The sequence below is a fragment of the Herbiconiux flava genome (assembly GCF_013409865.1).
GTDB classification, from domain to species: Bacteria; Actinomycetota; Actinomycetes; order Actinomycetales; family Microbacteriaceae; genus Herbiconiux; species Herbiconiux flava.
On record NZ_JACCBM010000001.1, the window covers coordinates 2604008 to 2625538 of the forward strand.

General features: G+C 72.1%; 26 protein-coding genes and 1 pseudogene. 17 read left to right on the forward strand and 10 right to left on the reverse strand.

All coding sequences use genetic code 11. The features are described 5' to 3' along the window. Window positions 1-89 precede the first annotated feature (89 nt). From BJ984_RS12515 to BJ984_RS12530, 4 genes are all read left to right on the forward strand, one after another. Window positions 90-497, forward strand: a complete 408-nt coding sequence (locus BJ984_RS12515; RefSeq protein WP_179548306.1) for a YciI family protein — start codon at window positions 90-92, stop codon at window positions 495-497. A 97-nt stretch (window positions 498-594) separates the two neighbouring features. Further along, the gene (locus BJ984_RS12520; protein WP_271206569.1) at window positions 595-1827 is read left to right on the forward strand and encodes an RNA polymerase sigma factor; all 1233 of its coding nucleotides are present in this window, start codon (window positions 595-597) and stop codon (window positions 1825-1827) included. A 31-nt stretch (window positions 1828-1858) separates the two neighbouring features. Then, window positions 1859-2497 (forward strand): pyridoxamine 5'-phosphate oxidase family protein, encoded by a 639-nt coding sequence (locus BJ984_RS12525; RefSeq protein WP_179548308.1) that lies wholly within the window; start codon window positions 1859-1861, stop codon window positions 2495-2497. A 20-nt stretch (window positions 2498-2517) separates the two neighbouring features. After that, window positions 2518-3093 carry a GNAT family N-acetyltransferase gene (locus tag BJ984_RS12530; RefSeq protein WP_179548309.1) on the forward strand — a complete coding sequence of 192 codons (576 nt, stop codon included), beginning with the start codon at window positions 2518-2520 and terminating at the stop codon, window positions 3091-3093. Between the two features lie 37 nt (window positions 3094-3130). On the opposite strand, the gene BJ984_RS12535 is transcribed toward BJ984_RS12530, so the two are convergent. After that, window positions 3131-3415 (reverse strand): hypothetical protein, encoded by a 285-nt coding sequence (locus BJ984_RS12535; RefSeq protein ID WP_179548310.1) that lies wholly within the window; start codon window positions 3413-3415, stop codon window positions 3131-3133. A gap of 58 nt (window positions 3416-3473) precedes the next feature. Between BJ984_RS12535 and BJ984_RS12540 the strand changes: the two genes are divergently transcribed. Together BJ984_RS12540 and BJ984_RS12545 are read left to right on the forward strand one after the other, a co-directional pair. After that, window positions 3474-3962: a GNAT family N-acetyltransferase gene (locus tag BJ984_RS12540; RefSeq protein ID WP_179548311.1), complete on the forward strand. Its 489-nt coding sequence runs from the start codon at window positions 3474-3476 to the stop codon at window positions 3960-3962. Window positions 3963-4085: 123 nt separating this feature from the next. Continuing rightward, window positions 4086-4895 carry a glycosyltransferase family 2 protein gene (locus tag BJ984_RS12545; RefSeq protein WP_179548312.1) on the forward strand — a complete coding sequence of 270 codons (810 nt, stop codon included), beginning with the start codon at window positions 4086-4088 and terminating at the stop codon, window positions 4893-4895. 13 nt (window positions 4896-4908) lie between these two features. Here BJ984_RS12545 and BJ984_RS12550 read toward each other — a convergent pair whose 3' ends face one another. Continuing rightward, entirely contained in the window at window positions 4909-5922 is a 1014-nt protein-coding gene (locus BJ984_RS12550; RefSeq protein WP_179548313.1) for a hypothetical protein, read from the reverse strand. Further along, window positions 5919-7136 (reverse strand): heparan-alpha-glucosaminide N-acetyltransferase domain-containing protein, encoded by a 1218-nt coding sequence (locus BJ984_RS12555; protein WP_179548314.1) that lies wholly within the window; start codon window positions 7134-7136, stop codon window positions 5919-5921. Before BJ984_RS12555 ends, BJ984_RS12550 begins: the two co-directional genes overlap by 4 nt. Before the next feature lie 66 nt (window positions 7137-7202). Here BJ984_RS12555 and BJ984_RS18720 point away from each other — a divergent pair, with 66 nt between their 5' ends. The 9 genes from BJ984_RS18720 to BJ984_RS12595 all read left to right on the forward strand — a co-directional run bounded on the left by BJ984_RS18720 (window position 7203) and on the right by BJ984_RS12595 (window position 15503). After that, window positions 7203-8660 (forward strand): hypothetical protein, encoded by a 1458-nt coding sequence (locus BJ984_RS18720; RefSeq protein ID WP_246306463.1) that lies wholly within the window; start codon window positions 7203-7205, stop codon window positions 8658-8660. Between the two features lie 140 nt (window positions 8661-8800). Further along, window positions 8801-9442: a winged helix-turn-helix domain-containing protein gene (locus tag BJ984_RS18725; protein WP_271206568.1), complete on the forward strand. Its 642-nt coding sequence runs from the start codon at window positions 8801-8803 to the stop codon at window positions 9440-9442. A gap of 7 nt (window positions 9443-9449) precedes the next feature. After that, on the forward strand, window positions 9450-10703 hold the full coding sequence (locus BJ984_RS12565) for an MFS transporter (protein WP_179546280.1): 1254 nt from the start codon (window positions 9450-9452) through the stop codon (window positions 10701-10703). Between the two features lie 35 nt (window positions 10704-10738). Then, the gene (locus BJ984_RS12570) at window positions 10739-11398 is read left to right on the forward strand and encodes a dihydrofolate reductase family protein (RefSeq protein ID WP_179548315.1); all 660 of its coding nucleotides are present in this window, start codon (window positions 10739-10741) and stop codon (window positions 11396-11398) included. Between the two features lie 146 nt (window positions 11399-11544). Continuing rightward, on the forward strand, window positions 11545-12501 hold the full coding sequence (locus BJ984_RS12575) for a manganese catalase family protein (protein WP_179548316.1): 957 nt from the start codon (window positions 11545-11547) through the stop codon (window positions 12499-12501). 141 nt (window positions 12502-12642) lie between these two features. After that, window positions 12643-13476 (forward strand): hypothetical protein, encoded by an 834-nt coding sequence (locus BJ984_RS12580; RefSeq protein WP_179548317.1) that lies wholly within the window; start codon window positions 12643-12645, stop codon window positions 13474-13476. Then, window positions 13473-13886, forward strand: a complete 414-nt coding sequence (locus tag BJ984_RS12585) for a phage holin family protein (RefSeq protein ID WP_179548318.1) — start codon at window positions 13473-13475, stop codon at window positions 13884-13886. The genes BJ984_RS12580 and BJ984_RS12585 overlap by 4 nt, the downstream gene beginning before the upstream one ends. Further along, complete coding sequence (locus BJ984_RS12590) at window positions 13883-14458, forward strand: DUF3618 domain-containing protein (RefSeq protein ID WP_179548319.1); 576 nt, start codon at window positions 13883-13885, stop codon at window positions 14456-14458. Before BJ984_RS12585 ends, BJ984_RS12590 begins: the two co-directional genes overlap by 4 nt. A 184-nt stretch (window positions 14459-14642) precedes the next feature. Next, a complete protein-coding gene (locus BJ984_RS12595; RefSeq protein ID WP_179548320.1) occupies window positions 14643-15503 on the forward strand; it encodes a CPBP family intramembrane glutamic endopeptidase in 861 nt (286 codons plus the stop codon). Between the two features lie 4 nt (window positions 15504-15507). On the opposite strand, the gene BJ984_RS12600 is transcribed toward BJ984_RS12595, so the two are convergent. The 6 genes and pseudogenes from BJ984_RS12600 to BJ984_RS12620 all read right to left on the reverse strand — a co-directional run bounded on the left by BJ984_RS12600 (window position 15508) and on the right by BJ984_RS12620 (window position 18414). Further along, window positions 15508-15744 carry a DUF1059 domain-containing protein gene (locus BJ984_RS12600; RefSeq protein WP_179548321.1) on the reverse strand — a complete coding sequence of 79 codons (237 nt, stop codon included), beginning with the start codon at window positions 15742-15744 and terminating at the stop codon, window positions 15508-15510. Between the two features lie 68 nt (window positions 15745-15812). Further along, window positions 15813-16676 carry a sigma-70 family RNA polymerase sigma factor gene (locus tag BJ984_RS12605; RefSeq protein WP_179548322.1) on the reverse strand — a complete coding sequence of 288 codons (864 nt, stop codon included), beginning with the start codon at window positions 16674-16676 and terminating at the stop codon, window positions 15813-15815. Between the two features lie 25 nt (window positions 16677-16701). Continuing rightward, window positions 16702-17367 carry a cation diffusion facilitator family transporter gene (locus BJ984_RS12610; protein ID WP_179548323.1) on the reverse strand — a complete coding sequence of 222 codons (666 nt, stop codon included), beginning with the start codon at window positions 17365-17367 and terminating at the stop codon, window positions 16702-16704. Further along, a complete protein-coding gene (locus BJ984_RS12615; RefSeq protein ID WP_179548324.1) occupies window positions 17364-17702 on the reverse strand; it encodes an ArsR/SmtB family transcription factor in 339 nt (112 codons plus the stop codon). Before BJ984_RS12615 ends, BJ984_RS12610 begins: the two co-directional genes overlap by 4 nt. Window positions 17703-17728: 26 nt before the next feature. Then, window positions 17729-17997, reverse strand: a pseudogene (locus BJ984_RS18730) (N-acetyltransferase family protein); the annotation flags it as partial. Window positions 17998-18066: 69 nt separating this feature from the next. Then, entirely contained in the window at window positions 18067-18414 is a 348-nt protein-coding gene (locus BJ984_RS12620; protein ID WP_179548325.1) for an ArsR/SmtB family transcription factor, read from the reverse strand. A gap of 90 nt (window positions 18415-18504) precedes the next feature. Here BJ984_RS12620 and BJ984_RS12625 point away from each other — a divergent pair, with 90 nt between their 5' ends. Beyond that, a complete protein-coding gene (locus tag BJ984_RS12625; RefSeq protein WP_179548326.1) occupies window positions 18505-19830 on the forward strand; it encodes an NAD(P)-binding domain-containing protein in 1326 nt (441 codons plus the stop codon). A gap of 160 nt (window positions 19831-19990) precedes the next feature. Further along, window positions 19991-20200, forward strand: a complete 210-nt coding sequence (locus BJ984_RS12630; RefSeq protein ID WP_179548327.1) for a hypothetical protein — start codon at window positions 19991-19993, stop codon at window positions 20198-20200. A gap of 78 nt (window positions 20201-20278) precedes the next feature. Here BJ984_RS12630 and BJ984_RS12635 read toward each other — a convergent pair whose 3' ends face one another. After that, window positions 20279-21505, reverse strand: coding sequence for an ABC transporter permease (locus BJ984_RS12635; protein ID WP_271206567.1), 1227 nt, complete (start codon window positions 21503-21505; stop codon window positions 20279-20281). Window positions 21506-21531 lie beyond the last annotated feature (26 nt).

A 21531-nucleotide genomic window follows, 5' to 3' on the forward strand; every position in this document is an offset into this window, starting at 1 on the left:
GGAGATGTCGATATCGCACGGCGCCGTTCGACGCGATAGTAGGAGGTGCACCGAAGCGCCTCTCGACGACACCCACGAAGGAGAACACCATGAAGTACATGCTCATCATGCGCACCACCGCCGAGGCCCTCGAGGCGTCGAAGGACCTCGACTTCGAGGCGATCATCAACGCGATGGGCGCCTACAACGAGTCGATGGTCACCGCCGGCGTGCTGATCGGCGGCGACGGGCTGTCGGACGCGAAGGAGGGTTTCGTCGTCGACTTCTCGGGCGAGACGCCGACCGTGACCGACGGGCCCTACGGCGAGGTGCACGAGCTGTTCAACGGCTTCTGGATCGTGCAGGTCGCCTCGAAGGAGGAGGCGCTGGAGTGGGCCAAGCGGGCGCCGCTCGGGGCCGGGTCGAAGCTCGAGGTGCGGCGGATCACCGACGAGAGCGACTTCGCCGACTTCGCGGACAACGAGTTCATCCAGAAGGAGAAGGAGTGGCGTGGCTGATCCGGCCGGGGCGTCGGCTGTCGGTGCCGGTGCCGGTGCCGCTGCCGTTGTCGGTGTCGCTGATGCCGAGGCGGCTGCTCGCCGGACGGTCGAAGCCGTGTGGCGTATCGAGGGGGCGCGCATCACCGCCGGGCTGGCCCGGGCGTACGGCGACTTCGGGCTGGCCGAGGACGCCGCGCAGGAGGCACTCGCCCAGGCGCTCGTGCAGTGGCCGGTCGACGGCGAGCCCCGGAACCCCGCCGCCTGGCTGACCGCCGTCGCCAAGCGGCGGGCGGTCGACACGCTGCGGCGGGGGAGCGGCCTCGACGAGCGGTACGCGTCGCTGGCCGGCGGGCTCACTTCCTTGCACGACGACGGGGCGGATGCTCGTGCCCACGACCTCGTCGGCGACGACGTGCTCCGGCTGGTGTTCATCGCCTGCCACCCGGTGCTCGGGCGTGAGGCGCAGGTGGCCCTCACCCTGCGGGTCGTGGGCGGGCTGACGAGCGAGGAGATCGCCCGGCTGTTCCTCCTGCCGGTCGCGACCGTGCAGCAGCGGATCGTGCGGGCGAAGAAGACCCTCGCCGCCGCGCGGGTGCCGTTCGAGAGCCCCGAGCCTGCCGAGTGGCCCGCCCGGCTCGGAGCGGTGCTCGCGGTGCTCTACCTCGTCTTCACCGAGGGGTACTCGGCGACCTCGGGCGAGCGGTGGATGCGGCCCGAGCTCGCGAACGAGGCCCTGCGACTCGGCCGGGTGCTCGCCGGTCTCGTGCCGCGGGAGCCCGAGGTGCACGCGCTGGTCGCGCTGATGGAACTGCAGGCGGCGCGGTTCCCGGCGCGCTCGGCCGCCGACGGGAGCCCGGTGCTGCTCGCCGATCAGGACCGGCGGCGCTGGGACCGGGCGCAACTCGGTCGCGGCCGGGCGTCGCTCGCCCGCGCCGACGAGACCGCCCGGCGGCGGGGGCGGGGACGCGGGCCGTACGCGCTGCAGGCGGCGATCGCGGAGTGCCACGCGGTGGCGGCCGACGTGGCGGACACCGACTGGGAGCGGATCGTGCTCCTCTACGAGGCCCTCGGCGCGGTGGCGCCGAGCCCCGTCGTGGAGCTCAACAAGGCGGTGGCCGTGTCGATGGCGGTGGGTCCGGCCTCGGCCCTGAGGCTTGTCGACGAGCTGGCCGCGACGGGGGCGCTGGCCGGTTCGTACCTCGTACCGAGCGTGCGCGGGGAGCTGCTCGCGCAGCTCGGGCGGGCGGAGGAGGCGCGGTCGGAGCTCGTGACGGCGGCGGGGCTCGTGGGCAACGAGCGGGCGCGGTCGGTGCTGCTCGGGAAGGCCGCGGCGCTGCCGAGCGCGTGACAGGCCGCGGTCGGTGCGGGAGGATCGGAGGGTGACCGCATCCGCTCGTCCCTCCACCGCCCCCGGCTCCCACGACGAGCTCGAGGCGCTGCTCGGTTCGCCGCTGCCCCGCACCCGTGACAAGGCGCGGCCGGTGCTGCACGACGTCGACCGCGCCTGGCTCGCGGCGTCGCCGTTCTGCCTCGTCGCGACCTCCGACGCCGAGGGCCGCTGCGACGTGTCGCCGAAGGGCGACCCGCCCGGCTTCGCCCTCGTGCTCGACGAGCGCACCGTCGCGCTGCCGGAGCGCCCCGGCAACCGCCGCGCCGACAGCCTCCACAACGTGCTCGACAACCCGCACGCCGGCCTGATCTTCCTCGTGCCCGGTCGCGGCGACACCCTCCGGGTGAACGGTCGGGCGCGCCTGTCGACGGATGCGGCCCTGCTCGACGAGATGGCCGTGAAGGGCCACCGGCCCCTGGTCGCCCTCGTGGTCGACATCGAGGAGGTGTTCTTCCACTGCGCGAAGGCCTTCCTGCGCTCCGAGCTCTGGGACCCGTCGACCTGGCAGCCGACGGGAGTGCCCTCGCGGCCCGAGATCGCGAAGGCGGTGGAGCGTCCTGACGAGCCGATCGAGGAGCTCACCCGGTACTACGGACCGTCGTACGCCGACGGGCTCTACCGGGGCTGACGGAGCCGACGGAGCCGAGGATGACGATCGAGGTGCGCCCGGCCACCGCGTTCGAGGACGTCGCGACGCTGGTGGGGCCGAAGCGTCCCGACGCGACGGTGTGCTGGTGCCTGAGCTACCGCATCCCGTCCGCCCAGAACACCGCGCTGCGCGGGGAGGCGCGGGGTGAGCTCGTGCGCGAGCTGGTGACGGAGGACGTGCCGCCCGGGGTGCTCGCCTACGACGACGGCGAGCCCGTGGGCTGGGCGGCCGTGCATCCGCGGGCCGACACGGGCTTCGCGCGCAACCGCCGCATCCCCCGGCTCGACGATCTGCCGGTGTGGTCGCTGTGGTGCGTGCGGGTGCGGCCGGGCCACCGAGGACGGGGGCTCGCGCACCACCTCGTGGCCGGGGCCGTCGAGTTCGCGCGGGAGCGGGGTGCACCCGCCGTCGAGGCCTACCCGGTCGACAACCGGGGTGCGAAGGTCGACCTGACGATGGCGTACGTGGGCACCCGGGCGCTGTTCGAGCGGGCCGGCTTCACGAAGGCGGCGGACACGACGTCGGTGGTGAACGGGTTTCCGCGGGTGCTGATGCGGCTCGACCTGCGCTCCTGAGGGGCGGGTCTCGACCCGCGCTCCCGATGGGCCGACGCTAGTGCTCGTCGAGCAGCTCGGCGGGGGCCGAGACCCTGGCCAGCACCGTGAGGACGGCGCCGAGGGCGGCGAAGGCGAAGGCGAGGAGGGCGAGCCAGTCGATGGGGAGCATCGCGGGAGAGTCGTCGGGCAGTTCGAACACGAGCTGCACCGCACCGGCGTTCTCGCTCACCGTCGTGACGGCGGCGGCGAATGCCAGCACGACCGCGAGCACGAAGCAGCCGAGGCTGGCCGCGTAGGCCACGCGGAGGGCGATCACGAGCGAGCGGATGCGGCGGGTCACGACACGATGCTACGGCCTGCGCACACGGTCGCCTACCCTGGTCGCCTACCCTGGGCGCATGGGCTTCGAGGGTGCGGTGAGACGGGCCGGTGTCGACGACGCGGCCACCGTGGCGCGGCTGCTGCACGACTTCAACACCGAGTTCGACACGCCGAGTCCAGGGCCGGACGTTCTGGCGGAGCGGCTCCGGCGGCTGCTCGGTCCCACGGCGGCGACCTCAGGCGGGGGCACGACGGCCCACCTCGCCGAGGACGCGGGCGGTGCACCGCTCGGGCTGGCGCTCGTGACCTGGCACCCGAACGTCTGGTACGACGGGCCGGTGGCGCTCCTCGACGAGCTCTACGTGGTGCCGACCCGCCGCGGCGGGGGTGTCGGTGCGGCGCTGCTGGCCGCCGTCGTCGACGAGGCAGGGCGCGTCGGCGCGGGGGCGATCGAGCTCGGCGCGGACGAGCCCGACGTCGACGCCCTCCGGTTCTATGGCCGCCACGGCTTCGTCGGCGGCTTCGAGCCGGGTGAGCGCAGCTTCTTCCTGCAGCGGGAGCTCTGAGCCGAGCCGGAGCGGGAGGGGGCGTGGGCTCTCAGCCGAGCCGGCCTCGCGGATCCGGGAGTTCCCGCGTGATCCACGAGGGCGATTCGACCACGGGGAGGCGAGTGCAGGAGAATGGTGCCGATGATCCGTCGACGACTGGGGCTGCTCGCCCGTTCGGTGCTGCTGGGCCTCGGTGCCCGGGGGCTCGTGCCGGCGCGCCGGGCGGTCGGGTCGCCGGCGGCCGGTGCGATACCGGTCGTGATGTGCCTGTGGAACCGCCCCGACCGACTCGAGCGGGCGCTCGACGGGATCGCCGCCCAGCAGGGCGACCGGCCGGTGCGGCTGATGCTCTGGAACAATCAGCGGCGCGACCGCGCCCGCTACGCCGAGATCCTGCGGCGCCGCCGTCCTGACCGCGCGCTCGCGAGCGTGGAGATCGTCGACAGCCCGCTGAACATCGGCGGCCTCGCCCGCTTCTTCCTGCTCGCGCGACTGCGGCGCACGGGATTCGCGGGCCCGGTCATCCTGCTCGACGACGACCAGGAGATCTCGCCCACCTTCATCAGCGATCTCCTCGCCGCCTCGACGCCCACCAGCGTGCGCGGGGTCTGGGCCTGGACCACCGGCAGCGGCGGCTACTGGGACCGCACCCCGGCCATCGGCGAGGACGCCGGCTACGTCGGCACCGGCGGATGCGTGCTCGACGCCTCGATCGTCGACGACCGGCGCTTCTTCACGGCACTGCCCCTGAGATACCTCTACCTCGAGGACATCTGGATGAACTCCGTCGCCCACCGCCTCGGCTGGACCCTCGCGCACGTCGACGCCGGCTACTCCTTCGTCGACGAGGAGGTCGGGCAGCACCACGCCCTGGCCGACGCCAAGGCGGAGTTCTTCGACTACCTCCGCTCCCCGGCCGCCGACCGCGCCTGGGCGTCGGCGCGCCGCTGACCGACGCGGACCGTCATTCGTCGAAACGCACCCAGAAGTACTGGCGCTGGGTGAACAGCTCAGCCTCCCCGTCGCGGGCGACGGGATAGTAGCCGGGCCACAGCCAGCCGTAGTTCTTCACGTGCGCACCGAGGCGCTCGCCCCGTTCCCCGATACGGAAGGCCGCGTCTACCGCGGTGTCGCTGACCGTGGCGGTGATCGAGCGACGGGGGTCGTCAGCGCAGGTGGCTGCCGCCTGCAAACCGGCATGGAAGTCGACGTCCCACATTGCCCGGTGCAGCGCGAGGTGATCCGGATGGTCGTACGGGAAGCATCTGGTGTCCGGCCCTCCGCCTTCGTCCTCGGCATAGGCACCGAGTACCGCGGTGACGGGCAGGGTCGTGTCCAGGCCGAGTACGGCCCGCTGGTCGAGGGCGGTGCGGATGCCCCAGACCGACTCGTCCTCGGTGAGGTCCCCGTCGCCCAGGTCGAAGAAGACGACCGCACCGCGATCCCGGCGGTCGATCCAGACCTCCGCCGTCGAGTCCGCCGAGGTGCAGTCGTCCGCCCGGTCGGCGCGGCAGACGGCCCCAGCGGTCAGCGGGAGCGGCGCGGTGCGTACCGGCGGGGCGAAGTCGCCCGGGATGCGCGCATCGCTCGCCGACATGTCGCCGAGGTAGCGCAGGAGCGAGTTCTGCCGCGCCTCGCTGCACTCGGGTGACCACCGGCCCGCCGGGAGCGGCTCGGCGGGCCGTTCGAGGTCGGGCTGCGCCGACGTCTCGTACTTGGACGGCTCGCAGTACTCGGTCTGCTCGCCGTGCGTGAGCACCACGAACACGGTGTACTGCTCGATCAGCGACCACACCTGGAACTCGTCGTCGGGATGCGGCACGACGACGAAGACCGCCCCGCTCGCGGGGCCGGTCGGGCTGGGCGCCAGCGCGAGTCCGCTCACCACGGCGGCGGCCATCGCGGCGCTCGCGCCCAGCCAGCCCAGCACCCGACCGAGGCGGGGACGGGCCGGTGGGGACATGATCGACCGGGTCACGGCCGCAGGTACAGCCGGTGACGGTGCAGGAGGCTGGTCAGCAGGATCCAGAACAGGAGGAGGAGACCGGTCCAGGTGGCCTGGACGTGCCCCGCCACCGCCACCGTCGTCGCGATGGTCTCGGCGGGGATGCTGCCGTCGGGCAGCGGGCGGGTGAGCAGGCCCATGAGCACGTGCGAACCGAAGTAGACCAGGAGGCTGTTGCGGCCGAGCGCCAGGATCGGGTAGCTGAGACCGCGGATGACGCGCCCGGTGCCGGCGCGGTCGACGAGCAGGTGCCCGAGCAGCAGGGCGATCGTCGTGGCCGAGGCCAGCGCCAGGGCGAACGGCGGCGACCAGAGGCGCTTCATCATCGGCACCGGCTGCGCGCCCAGCAGGGTGGGCGCCCAGGTCAGCACGAACGCCGCAGCGAGGAAGGCCGCGGCCAGTGCCATGAGGGGAAGCGCCGCGGCGCCGACCCCGGCCGATCGGTGGAGCGACCGTCGGCGCACCGAGAGCAGCAGGTGGCCGACCGTCACCCCGGCCGACGCGCTCACGAGCGCGCCGAGCGATGCGACGAGTCCCTCGGGGTCGTGGCCAGCTCCACCGTGCTGGTAGATGTGGGCGGCCGAGAAGACGAGAACGTCGATCGCGCCCGAGGGGTTGCACTCGCGGGTGAGCACTCCGCCGACGCAGCGCTCCGCCCAGCCTGAGAGCAGCACGGAGTGGGCGACGGCGAACAGCGCCGTGACGACGGCCCAGCCCTGCCAGCTGCGGGTGACGAGGTGAAGCAGCCCGAGCGCCGCCACGACGACGGCGTAGATCTGCAGCACACCGGTCACCCGCCAGGTGTCGAGCGCCCACGAGCCCGACAGGATCGCGCTGTAGAGCAGCCCCGCCGCCAGCAGCACCAGCGTGCGACGGATCAGCACCCCGAACCTGACCCCGCGCCGGAGGGCGAAGGCCAGCCCGCACCCGCTGAGAGTCACGAAGACCGGGAACAGCGTGTCGGCCGGGTGCACGGACGCCCAGGTGGCGTGGTCGATCCACTCCGGAGTGGAGAGCAGGCTGCCGAGCACCACCGTCGCGACGAGCATCAGGCCGCGCACGAGGTCGAGGCTGGCGATCCGCGGACGGGGAGCGCGGCGGTCGCCGCCGGAGGTCGTGGATGACGCGCCCGGTGCCTCCCGCGCATCCTGGAGATCTCGCGCGCCCAGCCCCTGTTCGTCGGTCACCTTGGCAATCTAGCGGAGTTAATGAGGTTCTGTCGACTTCGGGGATCGGTCGGTTAGGATTGCCGGGTGAGTCGTGCCGCAGTGATCGAAGGCCGCGTTCGGGCACTTCGCTGGACGCGGATCGCGGCCGTGGTCGTCGTGTTCGGATGGGCGGTGTACCAGGCCTTCTGGAACCTGGGGGCCGCGAACTACAACTCCGACGAGCCGATCTACGTCGAGGCAGGCTGGGCCTACGTGCACGGCGACTTCTCGGCGAACCGCGAGCATCCGCCGACCGCGAAGCTGCTGATCGGGCTGGCCCAGCTCGTGCTGGGGGAGGGGGCGCCGGCCGGGCGCATCCTGGTCGCGGTCACCGTGCTCCTCGGCGGGCTGGTGCTGTACCTGTGGCTGAGACGGGAGATCGGCTGGGCCGGTGCGCTGTTCGCGTCCGGCGCGTGGATGCTGATGCCGCACGGGGTGACCAGCGGTCCTCGGCTCGACCGCTTCGCGGTGCTCGAGCCGTTCATGGTCTTCTTCGCGCTCTGCGCGTTCGCGGCGGCCTGGCAGTGGTTCCGGCTGCGGTCGAGGGCGGAGCGGACATCCGGAACCCGCCCCTGGCTGCCTTGGGTATGGCTCGTGGTCTCGGCGATCGCGATGGCGTTCTCGGTGACGTCGAAGGTGTCGACCGCGGTGATGATCCCCGCGATCCTGCTGCTGCCGCTCCTCGCGCGACGGGTGAGGGATGCGGTGATCGGCGCGGTCGTGTTCGTCGCGGTCTTCGGGGTGGTCGCCGTGGGGCTCTACCTCCCGATGGGCATCCGCTCGGCCGTGACGTACATGCTGCAGATGCAGTCGGAGCACAACGCGGCCGGTCACCTCGTGGTGGTCGCGGGGGTGGCGACGACCGACCCGCCGTGGTGGACGAACCTGCTGTATTCCGTCGAGGGCATGGGCATCGCCGCCAGCGCGGTGCTCGTCGTCGGCCTGATCGCGGCGTTCTGGCTGCGCCCGCCCGCGCTGACCCTGTACGTCTTCGGCGGGATGGCGCTGCTGCTGGTGTTCCACCTCTTCGTGTCGCGGGTGATGCTCTCGCACTACTACTACGTCTGGGTGTGGCCCGCGTGCGTGCTCGCGGGGATCGGGGTGGCGGTGCTGCTCGCATCGCGGGTGCGGCTGCTCCGGCTGCTGGCGGGGCTGCTCGTCGTGGTCGCCGTCGGGTCGTCGCTGTGGGTCTCGGCCGTGATCGCGAACGAGCGGGCGGTCGGCGTGGCGCTCGTGCTGCCTTCGCTCGAGGCCGAGGGCGTTCCCGACGGGGATGTCCTGGTCGGCGGGATGGCGCCGTGGGAGTACAGCACCTACCTCGAGGGGCACTGGACGACGGACCCGGCCGACCCCGACATCGTGGCGGTCGCGACCAAGGAGTCGCTGCGGTTCCCCGTCGATCCCGCGGTCGAGGCCGTCGTCGACGACGACGCGGCCGAGGAGCTCGTGCTGGACGACGTGACCCTGTACATCCTCGACGAGACGCCGGCGACCGCCCCCTGATCCGGCGACAGTCCCCTGATCCGGCGACCGCCCCTGATCCGCGGCGACCGCCCCGAGCCCGGCGCTCGAGGCTCAGCGCGGGGCGCGCCGGTCTGTGCACAAGACTTGTGCACAGATTCTCTGGACGGCAGACTGAGTACGTGAACGAAGCATCGGGGGACTACACCGGGATCAGGCTGGACGAGCGCGCGGTCCGGGTGCTCGCGCATCCGCTGCGCTCTCGCCTGCTCAGCCGACTGCGCACCGACGGGCCCGCCACCGCGACCGAGCTCGCCGCGCAACTGCAGACCAACACGGGCGCGACGAGCTACCACCTCCGCGCGCTCGAGTCCGTCGGCCTCGTCGCCGACACCGGGGAGGGAGCCGGCAAGCGGCGGCTCTGGCGGGCCGCCACCGACTTCCACTCCTGGACCGACTCCGACTTCGCCGGCGACCCCGACGCCCGCACCGCGCTCGACTGGCTGCAGCGCGACTACGTGCGGCAGTTCGCCGCCCGGGCCGAGCAGTGGCAGGACTCGGCGTCGGCGTGGCCGGCGGAGTGGGTCGACGTGCTCGGCCAGACCGACACCGTCGTGACCGTCACGCCCGAGCAGGCGGCGGGGTTGCGCGAGGAGCTCGCGGCTCTGTTCGACCGGTACCGGGTGCTCGGGTCGGATGATCCGCGGAGCCGCCGCATCCATCTGTACCTGCACGCCAGCCCCCTCGACCCGCGCCCGCCGCAGGACGCCGACGACGGTCCCACCGGAGGTGCCGTCGCGCCCTCGTCCGAGGGCGATCGATGAGCCGGCCGTGACCGCAGCACGCGCGCCGCTGACGCTCGCCGCCGCCGAACGCCGGCTCGTGCTGCTCACCGTCACGCGGTGGCTGCCGGTCGGCCTCGTCTTCGGCCTCACCGTGCTGCTGCCCCTCGAGCGCGGTCTCGGTCTGACCGAGGTCGGCACCCTGCTGGCCGTGCAGGGCTTCGTCGTGCTCGCGCTCGAACTGCCGACCGGCGGGCTCGCCGACTCGCTCGGCCGCCGACCTCTGCTCATCGCCGCCGGGGTGCTCGCGGTGCTGTCGTCGCTGCTGTTCGTCACCGCGTCGGGGTTCTGGATGTTCGCGGCCGCCCTCGTGCTGCAGGGCGTCTTCCGGGCACTCGACTCGGGCCCGCTCGAAGCCTGGTTCGTCGACACCGCCCACACGGCCGACCCGGCGGCACCGATCGAGCACGGACTGAGCCGGGCCGCCACCGCGCTCGGCGTCGCCATCGCCGGGGGAGCGCTGGCGGGCGGCGCCCTGATCGCCTGGCACCCCGTGCCCGGCTGGTCGGCGCTGGTGCTGCCGTTCGTGGTGGCCACCGCGCTGACCGCCGGGCACACCGTGCTGGTGGCGTTCCTCGTGCGCGAGCCGCCGCGTCCGCGCGACGTGTCCGCGGGCGGTCGGCGGGCTGCCGGCGCACACCGGGTGGTCCTCGACGGTCTCCGGATGCTCCGCACGGCACCCGTGCTCCGGTCGCTGGTGCTCGTCGAGGTGTTCTGGAGCGTCGCGATGATCGCCTTCGAGACGCTGACGCCGGTGCGGCTCGCCGCGCTCGTCGGAGGCGAGGACGAGGCCGGAGCGCTGTACGGGCCGTCGGCGGCGGCCGCCTGGGCGCTCTTCGCCGCGGGGTCGGCGGTCGCCGGGCTGGTGAGCCGACGAGCGGGGGTGTCGGCCACGGCGATCGGGGCGCGCATCCTGAACGGCCTGATGGTGGTGGCCATGGGGCTGGTTGCCGGGCCCGTCGGGCTGATCGCCGCGTTCTGGCTCGCCTACCTGACGCAGGGCGCGGCCGGGCCGATGCACGCGGCACTGCTGCACCGCCAGGCGACGGGCGCGAACCGTGCGGTCGTGCTGTCGATGAACTCCATGGTCGCGGGCGGCAGCTACAGCCTCGGGCTGCTGCTGCTCACCCCGCTGGCCGAGGCGTTCGGCACCGGGACCGCCTTCGTCGTCGCCGGATCGTTCAGCGTCGTCGGAGCCCTGCTCTACCTGCCCGCCCGGCGGCAGGAGCGCACGGCGGGCTGATGTGAACGCCGTCCACATGCTGCTACCGTGACGGTATGGCCAGGCTCAGGGTGCACAATCTCGCGGTGTCGATCGATGGTTTCGCGACCGGGGAGGGGCAGTCGTTCGAGGCGCCGTTCGGGCACGCCGGGCACCGGTTGATGCAGTGGTTCTTCCCGACCCGCGCGTTCGTCGCGATGTCGGGGCACGAGTCGGAGGCCGTGGGGGCGGGCACCCGGGGCGTCGACGACGCCTTCGCGGCCGCCACGACCGTGGGCATCGGTGCCGAGATCATGGGGCGGCGCAAGTTCGGCCCGCACGAGGGCCCGTGGGAGGACGAGTCGTGGCGCGGCTGGTGGGGCGAGGAGCCGCCGTTCCACTCGCCGGTCGTCGTGCTGACGCACCACGAGCGGCCCGATCTCGCGGTGGGCGAGACCACCTTCCACTTCCGTGAGCTGCCACCGGTGGAGGCGCTCGAACTGGCGGCGTCGCTCGCCGGCGGTCTCGACGTGCGCCTCGGCGGCGGGCCCACCGCCGTGCGCGACTTCCTCGCGGCCGACCTCGTCGACCACCTGCACATCGTGGTCGTGCCGATCGTGCTCGGCCGCGGGGTGCGGCTCTGGGACGGGCTGGAGGGGCTCGAGGAGCGGTTCTCGGTCGAGGTCACCCCGTCGCCGTCGGGAGTCGTGCACTACGTCTTCACGCGACTGTCCTGATCTGAGGGGGTGACCGCGGCGGGCTGAGGCTGCCCGGCATCGCACAATCGCGCCGGGCTGGCAAGGGGCTGGTCGAAGGTATTCACGGGTCCACGGTGGGAACAGGCGCACAGGGCGTGTGCCGCTCATCCGATGGAGGCCCTCCCGTGTATTTCCACGTTCAGGAATGGATCAACGACATCGCCGAGGACGAGCCGGATCCCGCTGCCGCCAACGCGCTGCAGGAGGGTCTCGGCGGCCAGTTCGGCGAGATGCGCACGATGATGCAGTACCTCTTCCAGGCCATGAACTTCCGCGGCCCCGACGCGAAGCCGTACCGCGACCTGATCCAGGGCGTCGGCACCGAGGAGATCAGCCACGTCGAGCTGATCGGCACCACGATCTCCCGTCTGCTGGACGGGTCGCCGAACTACACCGGCAAGAAGACCGACCCGCTCGACACCCCGGGCGCCGGGGGAGCGACGCCGCTGAACATCGCGCTCGACCACGGCAACATCCACCACTACCTCGTGGGTGCCCAGGGTGCGATGCCCGTCGACGCGGCGGGCAATCCGTGGCTCGGCAGCTACGTCTACAACTCGGGCAACCTCGTGCTCGACCTGCTCTACAACCTGATGCTCGAGTCGACCGGGCGCCTGCAGAAGTGCCGCATCTACGAGATGACGGCGAACAAGACGGCCCGCTCGACGATCGCCTACCTGATCGTGCGTGACCAGGCGCACGAGAACGCCTACGCGAAGGCGCTCGAGACCCTGGGCGTGGACTGGCGGAAGACGCTCCCCATCCCGAAGACGAACGCCGAGAAGTTCCCCGAGGTGAAGGAGCTCGTCGACCTGGGGCTGCAGAGCAAGCAGTTCTCGTTCGATCTCAAGGGCGAGTCCGAGGCCGGCCGCATCTTCCAGGGCGCCTCGCCCTCGAACGACGGCACCGACCTCGACGCGAGCGAGCAGGCTCCGATCGGCACGCCCTCGTTCATCGCACCCGAGCGGCTCGAGGAGTTCAGCCCGGGCCTCGACCCCGAGCTGCTGAAGCTCATCCAGGCCACGGCCGAGCAGGAGCTCGCCGAGGTGAACGCCTTCTACGGCCCGACGGCCTCGAAGTAGCGCTCCAGACTCATCCGCGGGCGGGGCAGCTGCTCCGCCCGCCCACCGAAGGAATCGCCCGGCCGCCCGGTCGGGCAGATGAAAGGGAAGACAATGTCGGAAAGCTATGTTCCCGTCCCGCCGAGCGGTTTCGAGCCGCCGGTGACCTCGCAGGGCGGTTTCGAGCCGCCGGTGACCTCGCAGGGCGGTTTCGAGCCGCCGGTGAACTCGCAGGGCGGCTCCCAGCCGCCGGTGACCTCGCAGGGCGGCTCCCAGCCGCCGGTGACCTCGCAGGGCGGCGAGGATCAGGGCAAGGTCGACGCGGCGAAGCAGGCCGCCGGCGACGTGAAGGAGACCGCGGCGGAGCAGGCCGGTCACGTGGCCGGCACGGCGAAGGACGAGGCGAAGAACGTCGCCCGGGAGGCGAAGTCGCAGGCGAGGGACCTCTACGCCCAGACCCAGTCGGAGTTGAAGGAGCAGGCCGGGGTGCAGCAGAAGCGTGTCGCGTCGGGGCTCCGCTCGATCGGTGACGAGCTCGGCAGCATGGCCGACGGGTCGGAGAACGCGGGGCTCGCCGGCGACCTCGTGCGCCAGGTGTCCGACCGGGCCGGCAGCGCGGCGTCCTGGCTCGACTCGCGGGACCCGGGTTCGCTGCTGGCCGAGGTGAAGTCGTACGCCCGCCGCAAGCCCGGCACGTTCATCGCGGTCGCCGCGATCGCCGGTGTCGTCGCGGGTCGCCTGACCCGGTCGCTCGCCCAGTCGGCCGCCGAGGAGAAGGAGGCCGATGCCACGGCACCCGCCTCGTCGACCTCCCCGGTCCCGCCCGCACCGTCCTCCGCGGCGCCGGTCGCTCCTGCCCCGGTCACCCCTGCCCCGGTCGTCGAGACCACGTCCGCTCCGAGCACCGGTGTCGTGGACGACACCCCGCTCTACACCGAGCGCGCCGGGTCGCTCGGTGACGGCTACGAGGCGCCGGGCGAGGAGTACCCGCGATGATCGACTCCACACCCTCCGAGGAGAAGGCCGCGACGACGTCGCTCGGCGATCTCCTCGGCGAGGTCACGAAGGACCTCTCCACGCTGATGCGCCAGGAGGTCGAACTCGCCAAGGCCGAACTGAAGCAGTCCGCCACCCGCGCCGGGAAGGGGGCGGGGATGCTCGGCGGTGCCGGCTACGCGGCGTCGATGACCATCCTGTTCCTCTCGATCGCGCTCTGGTGGGCGCTCGGCACCCTGGTCGGGGGCGGATGGTCGGGTGTGATCGTCGCCGTGATCTGGGCGATCGTCGCGCTGATCCTGTTCGTGGTCGGCCGGAAGCAGCTCAAAGAGGTCAACGGAGCCCCGAAGACCGTCGAATCCCTGAAGAAGATACCCGAGACGCTGAAAAGGAATGAGGAGAACCGATGACCGATTCACCGGAAGAGATCCGTGCCCGCATCGAGGCCACGCGCGCCGAGCTCGGCGGCGACGTCGACGCCCTGGCCGACAAGGTCACCCCGTCCAAGATCGTAGGCCGCCAGACCGACAAGGTGAAGGGCGCGGTCGGCTCGGTCAAGGACCGCGTGTTCGGCGCCGCCGACGACGCGACGTCGTCCCTGTCCGACGCCGGCTCCAGCGCGGTCGGCGCCGTCGCCGGCGCGAAGGACCGGGTCGCGGCCAAGGCGGAGGGCAACCCGCTCGCCGTTGGCCTGATCGCGTTCGGCGTCGGCCTGCTCGCCGCGTCCCTGATCCCGGCCACGGCGAAGGAGAAGGAGGTCGCCTCGAACCTCAAGGACCAGGCGCAGCCCCTCGTCGACCACGTCACGGACGCGGCCAAGGAGGTCGGCCAGAACCTGAAGGAACCGGCTCAGGATGCTGCCGCCGCCGTGAAGGACGCGGCCACCGGTGCCGCCGACACCGTCAAGTCGGAGGCGACCTCGGCCGCCGGCGAGGTCAAGGACCAGGCGCAGCAGTCGAAGGACACCGTCACCGGCAGCTGACGACGCCACCGGCCGGCGGCGGGACCCGTCCTGCCGCCGGCCGTTTCGCTGCCCTGCCCGCGAGGTGCCTGGCCGTGGCCGTTGTCGGGCCGGAGCGCCGCGATGGTCCTCCCGTGGTCGAATCGCTTCCGCGCCACGGGCCGATAGCGTGTCATCTGCACGAGTCGATCGACGGGGGATGCGCATGGCAGCGGTACGGCATGAGGTGGCGGATGCTCCGGGCTCGGGGTGGCGGCGGTTCTGGGATCGCGGTGACTGGTGGCGGGCCGTGCTGCTCGCGGCGGTCTACTACGGGGTGTACCAGGTGCTGTCGATCGCGGTGGGAGCGGTCTTCGGCGGGCGAGGCGGCATCCGCGGTGAGGCGGGCAGTGCGATGGACGTGTTCATCGGCACCGGGCTGCCGATCATCCTCGGAGCCGTCGTCTTGCTGGCGTTCGCGGCTTCGCTCGGTTGGCTCGGCGAGCTGTTCGGGCCGCAGCCCGTGCGAGGCCGACGGTGGATGTGGGTCGGCATCGCGGTCGTGCTCGTGATCAACGTGTCAGCGCTGGGCTCGGTCGACTTCGCGTCGGCGGGCGCCGCCCTCGTCGCCTCGTGGCTGCTGACCGGGCTGTTCGTCGGTCTCGCCGAGGAGCTGCTCACCCGTGGGTTCGTCGTGAACCTGATGCGCAAGGCGGGCCGAGGGGAGGTCGCGGTGGCCCTGGTCTCGGCAGGCGTGTTCGCCGCCCTGCATGCGGGGAACTTCTTCACCACCGATCAGGGGCTGGCGACCACGGCAACCCAGGTCGTCTACACGTTCTTCTTCGGCATCATCATGTACCTCGCGCTCCGACTGACCGGCCGGCTGATCTGGCCGATTCTGCTGCACGCCTCGACCGACCCGACCGTGTCGCTGTTCGCCGCGCATCCTGCAGCGGGTGATCCGCTCAGCATCGTCGCGTCGCTCAGCACCTACCTCGTGATCGTGACGGGGGCCGTGCTGCTCGTCGTCTTCCTCGTGAGCGAGCGCCGCCGGCGCCGGGCGGACGCCACGGCGCCGGCGAGCTGACCGGTCACGCGGCCGGGAGGGACGCGAAGGCGTTCTTGACGCCGTTGTACCAGTCCAGGGATTTTCTGGGGTGCAGCCATCGGCCCTTCATCGCGTCGCGGGCCTCCTGGTGCGTCGTGTCGCCGCTCTTGACCGCGTCGCGCAGGTGGCGGTCCTGCGCCTGGATGATCGCGTCGGCGCTGTCGGCGTGGTGCTCGAGGGTGCAGGGGCCACCGAGGTCGCGGCAGGTCATCGTCTTCATGGGTGTCTCTTCCTTCTCGCCGTCGCTCGGTGCGCCGGCCTCTACCCCAGTGACGAGCGGCGCGACGGTTATGTGACCGGGGTCGAGCGGCGGTGCACCCGGGCGAGCACCCCGGGGTCGGCGCGGAACGTCACCGACTGCACGGCGCCGTCGACGATCGTGAAGTCGAAGGCCACCATGGCCTGCCCGCGGCGGAACCACGCGGCCCCGGGGCGGCCGTCGATCTGCGTCGCGAGCGTCGCCTTCGCGCTGCCGTCGAAGAACCCGGCGACCGCCTCCCGGCCCTCGATCAGGCGGGGCGTGCCGATGGCGATCGCGGCCTCATCCGCCCGGATGATCGCATCGGGGGCGAGCAGCGCCAGAAGTCGGCCGAGGTCGCCGCCGCGCGCCGCGGTCATGAACGCGTCGACGATGTGCCGGTCGGACACGGGTCCGCCCTGCTCGGCCGTGGCCACCTTGCCCCGCGCGCGCGACGCCAACTTGCGTGCGGCGGCGGGGGAGCGGTCGAGGATCTCGCCGATCGTGTCGAAGTCGTAGCCGAACGACTCGTGCAGCACGAGTGCGACGCGTTCGTTCGGGCTCAGGCGCTCGACGACGACGTGCAGGGCCTGACCGACGGCCTCCGTGGTCTCGACTGACTCGAGCGGGTCGCTGGTCCGTGGCGCACCCCCCGCGATACCGCCCGCGTCGATGGCCGTGTCGTCGCCGACTTCGCGGGGGAGGGGCGTGAGCTCGCGCAGGCGGTCGATGCAGAGCCGCACGGTGACCGTCGTCAGCCAGGCCGGCGGGTTGTCGAGCTCGGTGGTGTTCGCCCGGAGCCGGAGCCAGGTCCGCTGCACGATGTCCTCGGCCTCGTGGCGATCGCCGAGCACGCGCGCGGCGACGCCGACGAGGCGGGGCCGCTCGCCCTCGAACATCGTGGTCTGGTCCATGGGCTCACTGTACGGGTGGTGGGGGTCAGTGGTCGTGCTCGTCGTCGTTCTCGAGGAGCATCCCGACCGAGGTGGCGCAGGCGTCCCCGCGCCACGCCTCGACGCCCTCCCGGATGGCGAAGGCCGCGATGACCAGCCCGGCCACCGCATCCGCCCACCACCAGCCGAACAGGCTGTTCGCCACCAGGCCGACGAGCACCGCGGCGGACAGGTAGGTGCAGATCAGGGTCTGCTTCGAGTCGGCGACCGCCGTCGCCGAGCCGAGCTCGCGGCCCGCGCGCCGTTCTGCCAGGGAGAGGACGGGCATGACCACCACGCTGAGCGCCGTGATCACGATCCCCAGCGTCGAGTGCTGCACCGGCTCCCGCCCGGCGAGTGCGGCGAGGGAGGAGACGGTGACGTAGGCCGCGAGCGCGAAGAACGCGACCGCGATCACCCGCAGCGTGCCCTTCTCCCAGCGTTCGGGCTCGCGCCGGGTGAACTGCCAGGCCACGGCGGCCGCCGACAGCACCTCGATCACCGAGTCGAGCCCGAAGCCGATCAGCGCCGCCGACGACGCGATCGACCCCGCGGTGATCGCCACGATCGCCTCGACGACGTTGTAGGCGATGGTGAAGCCGACGATCCAGCGGATGCGCCGCTGCAGTACCAGGCGACGCGAGTCGGCCGCGGGGTCGAGTGTCGTGGTCATGCGCACGTGCAGCCGTCACCGGCGCAGCAGTCGGGTTCCACGTGCAGCACCACGCGCAGCAGCTCGTCGAGCGCCGAGGTGAGATGCGCATCCGCGAGCCGGTACCGGGCCCGCCGGCCGTCGGGCGTGGACTCCACGAGGCCGCAGCCGCGCAGGCAGGCGAGCTGGTTCGACATCACCTGTCGCGATACTCCCAACGAATCGGCCAGATCGGAGGGATACGCGGGCGCCCGCCGCAGCGCGAGCAGGATGCCCGAGCGCGTCGGATCGGCCAGCGCATGCCCGAGCCGGGCGAGCGCCGCCGTGTGGGACAGTGTCGCGGTCGCAGTGCTCATGGCTCGACAGTACAGGGTTATCTGAACTATCGGCTCGGCGATCTGCCGGAGGGGGGCCGTCCGTCGGATCTGTCCGCACTGCGGCGTTCGATGAGGATGGTGTCTCGCCACTGGCCGGCCCAGGGGCCGTATGTCATCAGGGCGATGCGTTCACGGGTGCCGATGCGGCGGAAGCCGGCCTGGTCGTGGAGGGCGAGGCTCGCGGTGTTCTCGGGGTGATGCTCGATTGGATCGTCCAGATACCCGCGTCCTCAGCGGCGTCGATGAAGGCTCCGACGAGCTGCCGGCCGATCCCGTGCGCGATAGATCGCTTCGACGGCGGGCCAGTCCGTGCCGACCATCGGGCGGATGGTGACGGTGGCGGTCAGGAACGGAGGGCTTGGGCCGCCCGGTCGAGGGCGTCGCCGACGACGCGGTAGTAGGCCCAGCGGCCGCGCTGCTCGCGCACGGCGAGGCCGGCCTCCACGAGCTGCTTCATGTGGTGCGACACGGTCGGCTGCGACAGTCCGACGGGTTCGGTGAGGTCGCAGATGCACGCCTCTCCGCCCTCGCTCGCGGCGATCAGCGACAGCAGGCGCACCCGGGTCGGATCGCCGAGCGCTTTGAAGGTGTGAGCGATGCGCTCGGCGTCCTCGGCCGTGAGTTCTCCGCCGGTGACGGGGGTGCAGCAGGCGCCAGCATCCGAGGTGAGCAGGGGGAGTGCGATCGTCATGGTCCGATCCTCTCACGTCGTATTGACTTCTGTCGATGTATCGACCACTCTCGATGCATTGAGATGTGTCGATGTGTGAGGAGTGAAACGGTGGAGAACGAGCTACCCGTCGTCGTGATCGGTGCCGGCCCGCAGGGGCTGGCTGCAGCCGCGCACCTGGTCGAGCGCGAGCAGCCGGTGCTGGTGCTCGAGGCCGGCGAGAGCGCCGCGGCCGCGGTGGCCCAGTGGGGCCACGTGCGACTGTTCTCCGAATGGGGCGAACTGGTCGACCAGGCCGCCGCCCGGATGCTCGAGCCCACCGGCTGGGAAAGGCCCCCGACCGGCTACCCGACGGGTGCGCAGTGGATCAGCCGCTATCTCGCCCCGCTCGCCGCCGAGCTGGGTGACCGCATCCGCTACGGTTCGCGCGTCGTCGGTGTCTCTCGCCGTGGCCGCGACCGCCTTGTCGACGCGGGCCGCGCCGAGCAGCCCTTTACCGTCCACATCGACGCTGCGGATGGCGCCGAATACCGAGTGGATGCGCGCGCGGTGATCGACGCATCCGGCACCTGGTCGACGCCGAACCCCGCCGGCGCCGACGGTCTGCCCGCGCTCGGGGAGCGTGCGGCCGCGGAGCTGCTGGACTACCGCATCCCCGACTACCGAGCCCGAACGAAGTACGAGGGCAGACACAGTGTCGTCGTCGGCTCCGGGCACTCGGCCGTGACGGCCGTGATCGCGCTCGGCCGGATCGCGCGCCGTGACCCGGCGACGAAGGTCACCTGGGTACTGCGCCGCGGCACCGTCGGGAACACCTTCGGTGGGGGAGTGGCTGATGAGCTGCCCGCCCGCGGCCAGCTCGGCATCACCGCGAAAGAGTTCGTCGACACCGGCCTCATCGACATGGTGACCGGGTTCCGGGTCGAGAAGATCGCCCGTCACGGCGACCAGGTGCTTCTGACCGGCGAAGACGGCCGCACCCTCGCACCCGCCGATCACGTGGCGGTGCTGACCGGGTTCCGGCCCGATCTGTCGTTCCTGTCGGAGCTGCGACTGGAGTTGGACGCGACGTTGCAGGCGCCGGTGCGGATCGCGGCCGAGGTCGACCCCAACCTGCACTCCTGCGGATCCGTCGCCGCGACCGGAGCCCGCGACCTCGCCCAGCCCGAACCCGACTTCTACCTCGTCGGCGCCAAGTCGTACGGGCGCGCCCCGACGTTCCTCGCGATGACCGGCTACGAGCAGGTCCGCTCGGTGGTCGCGGAGCTGGCCGGCGACCACGAGGCTGCCGCGCGCGTGGAGCTGGTGCTGCCCGACACGGGCGTGTGCGGGGGAGCGGGCCTGTTCGACTCCACCGGGACCGCGATCGGCGGAAGCTGCTGCGCTCTGCCCGAGCGGCAGCTCGTCCAGATCGGCCGAGCGCCCGCATCCTTCTAGCGGCCAAGGGAGTCGCGAGCTCCGGCGGACACCCGCACGGGGGCTCGCGTCCGTCATCGTGCCGGTGGGACACTCGATCCGCACGACGCGCACCGCCCAGGCCCCGCTGCGTTCGGCCTGTCCGAATGCAAAAATGCCGGCCGAGCACTTAAGGATCGCCATGCCCATCACCCAGGGCCCCCGAATCGACCTCCGACATCTCCTCGCCATCGTCAGCGACGAGGAGCACGAGCAGCTCGTTCGTCTCGCCGCCCGAATCGGCGACGCCGAGCCGGGGACGGACGAGTACGCCGATTTCGTGGAGGCCTACAGGGACTATCGGCAGCTCGCCGTCGACCGTGCGGCATCGCGCACGTCGACGGCCGGCTAGGTTCCAGACGAATACGAGATCGGTGATCCATCAGAGCTTGACTTGACATAATGTGCATTATCAGCGCAACGTGAGTGGTCAGGTCGGGGTCGATCTGAGGGCGTCGGCGGGCTCGGTCCGCGCCGCGCGGTGCGACGGCACGAGACCCGCCAGCAGGCCGACGAGGCCGCCGGTCGCGACGGCGCCGAACGTCAGTGCGAGGTCGAGCACCGGCGTCCAGCCCTGAGCCAGCGAGACGCCGACGACCACGAAGACTCCGGCCGCCGATCCCATCAGTCCGCCCAGCAACCCGACGGTCGCCGACTCGGCGACGAACTGCGCCGCGATCTGCCCGCGGGTCGCTCCGAGGGCCCGCCGGAGGCCGATCTCGCCGATGCGCTCGGCCACGCCGCTGAGGGTCGTGCCGGCGATCCCCAGGGCGCCGGCGAGCAGCGTGATGAGCCCGATGGCCAGGAAGATCAGGTCGAGATCCCCCTGGAGCCCGGTCTGGAAGGTCGTCGGCTCCCCTGGCGCCGAAACCGAGAATTGCTCGGGCGACGACGGCGCCAGTGCGATCGGCACCTGACGCGCGACCAGCGACCCGGCACCCAGTTGGACGCCCAGGGCCAGCGTCGACGGCACGACGCCCGGGAACTCCGCCTGCGCGGTGCCGAGCGGCAGGATCACCGCCGCTTTCAGCGACCGACGGGTCTCGCTCGCCGCGAGGATGCCGATGACCGCGTACGCGTGTCCGCCGATGAACACGGTGGGCCGGGCGTCGATCGAGGTCACACCGAGCTGTTCGGCCGCCTCGGCGCCGAGCACCGCCACGCGGTCGTGGCGACGCTCATGGCCGCTGTCGAACATCCGTCCCCGCTGCAGCCGGCCGCCGACCGCCTCGAGCAGGTCACCGGATGCCGCCACCACCGCGGGCGGCGCCATGGGTGCGCGGGCCGGGTCGGTGACCGGCACCGTCGTGATCTCGCGGTCACCGATGTCGACCGGCGCGAGCAGGGCCCCGGCGGTGACGCCCGCCAGATCACGGATGCGCGACAGAGCGTCGGAGTGCAGGGTGGCGACCGGGCGCTCGGTGCCGTCGCTGCCGGGCGCAGTGGCGGGTTCGACCTCGGCGTGGGTGGCGGCGACGGCGTCGAAGCGGGCGGACAGCTGACCCGACGCGGTCTGCCCGAGACCCATCGTCGTGACGAGGGCGGCGATGCCGACGACCGTGCCGAGCACGCCGAGCAGCAGCCGGCCGGGGCGGGCGCCGACGCTCGCCAGCGCCTCTCCCCCGATGTCCCCGAACAGCCGCACCCGAGGCTGCACTCCCAGCCTCGGCCGCTCCCTCGGCA

Bases quoted from the DNA above. Each gene is read 5' to 3' on its own strand.
- BJ984_RS12515 (WP_179548306.1), top strand. From the start codon at position 90: ATGAAGTACATGCTCATCATGCGCACCACCGCCGAGGCCCTCGAGGCG.
- BJ984_RS12530 (WP_179548309.1), top strand. From the start codon at position 2,518: ATGACGATCGAGGTGCGCCCGGCCACCGCGTTCGAGGACGTCGCGACG.
- BJ984_RS12540 (WP_179548311.1), top strand. From the start codon at position 3,474: ATGGGCTTCGAGGGTGCGGTGAGACGGGCCGGTGTCGACGACGCGGCC.
- BJ984_RS12545 (WP_179548312.1), top strand. From the start codon at position 4,086: ATGATCCGTCGACGACTGGGGCTGCTCGCCCGTTCGGTGCTGCTGGGC.
- BJ984_RS12570 (WP_179548315.1), top strand. From the start codon at position 10,739: ATGGCCAGGCTCAGGGTGCACAATCTCGCGGTGTCGATCGATGGTTTC.
- BJ984_RS12585 (WP_179548318.1), top strand. From the start codon at position 13,473: ATGATCGACTCCACACCCTCCGAGGAGAAGGCCGCGACGACGTCGCTC.
- BJ984_RS12590 (WP_179548319.1), top strand. From the start codon at position 13,883: ATGACCGATTCACCGGAAGAGATCCGTGCCCGCATCGAGGCCACGCGC.
- BJ984_RS12595 (WP_179548320.1), top strand. From the start codon at position 14,643: ATGGCAGCGGTACGGCATGAGGTGGCGGATGCTCCGGGCTCGGGGTGG.
- BJ984_RS12600 (WP_179548321.1), bottom strand. From the start codon at position 15,744: ATGAAGACGATGACCTGCCGCGACCTCGGTGGCCCCTGCACCCTCGAG.
- BJ984_RS12605 (WP_179548322.1), bottom strand. From the start codon at position 16,676: ATGGACCAGACCACGATGTTCGAGGGCGAGCGGCCCCGCCTCGTCGGC.
- BJ984_RS12610 (WP_179548323.1), bottom strand. From the start codon at position 17,367: ATGACCACGACACTCGACCCCGCGGCCGACTCGCGTCGCCTGGTACTG.
- BJ984_RS12615 (WP_179548324.1), bottom strand. From the start codon at position 17,702: ATGAGCACTGCGACCGCGACACTGTCCCACACGGCGGCGCTCGCCCGG.
- BJ984_RS12620 (WP_179548325.1), bottom strand. From the start codon at position 18,414: ATGACGATCGCACTCCCCCTGCTCACCTCGGATGCTGGCGCCTGCTGC.
- BJ984_RS12630 (WP_179548327.1), top strand. From the start codon at position 19,991: ATGCCCATCACCCAGGGCCCCCGAATCGACCTCCGACATCTCCTCGCC.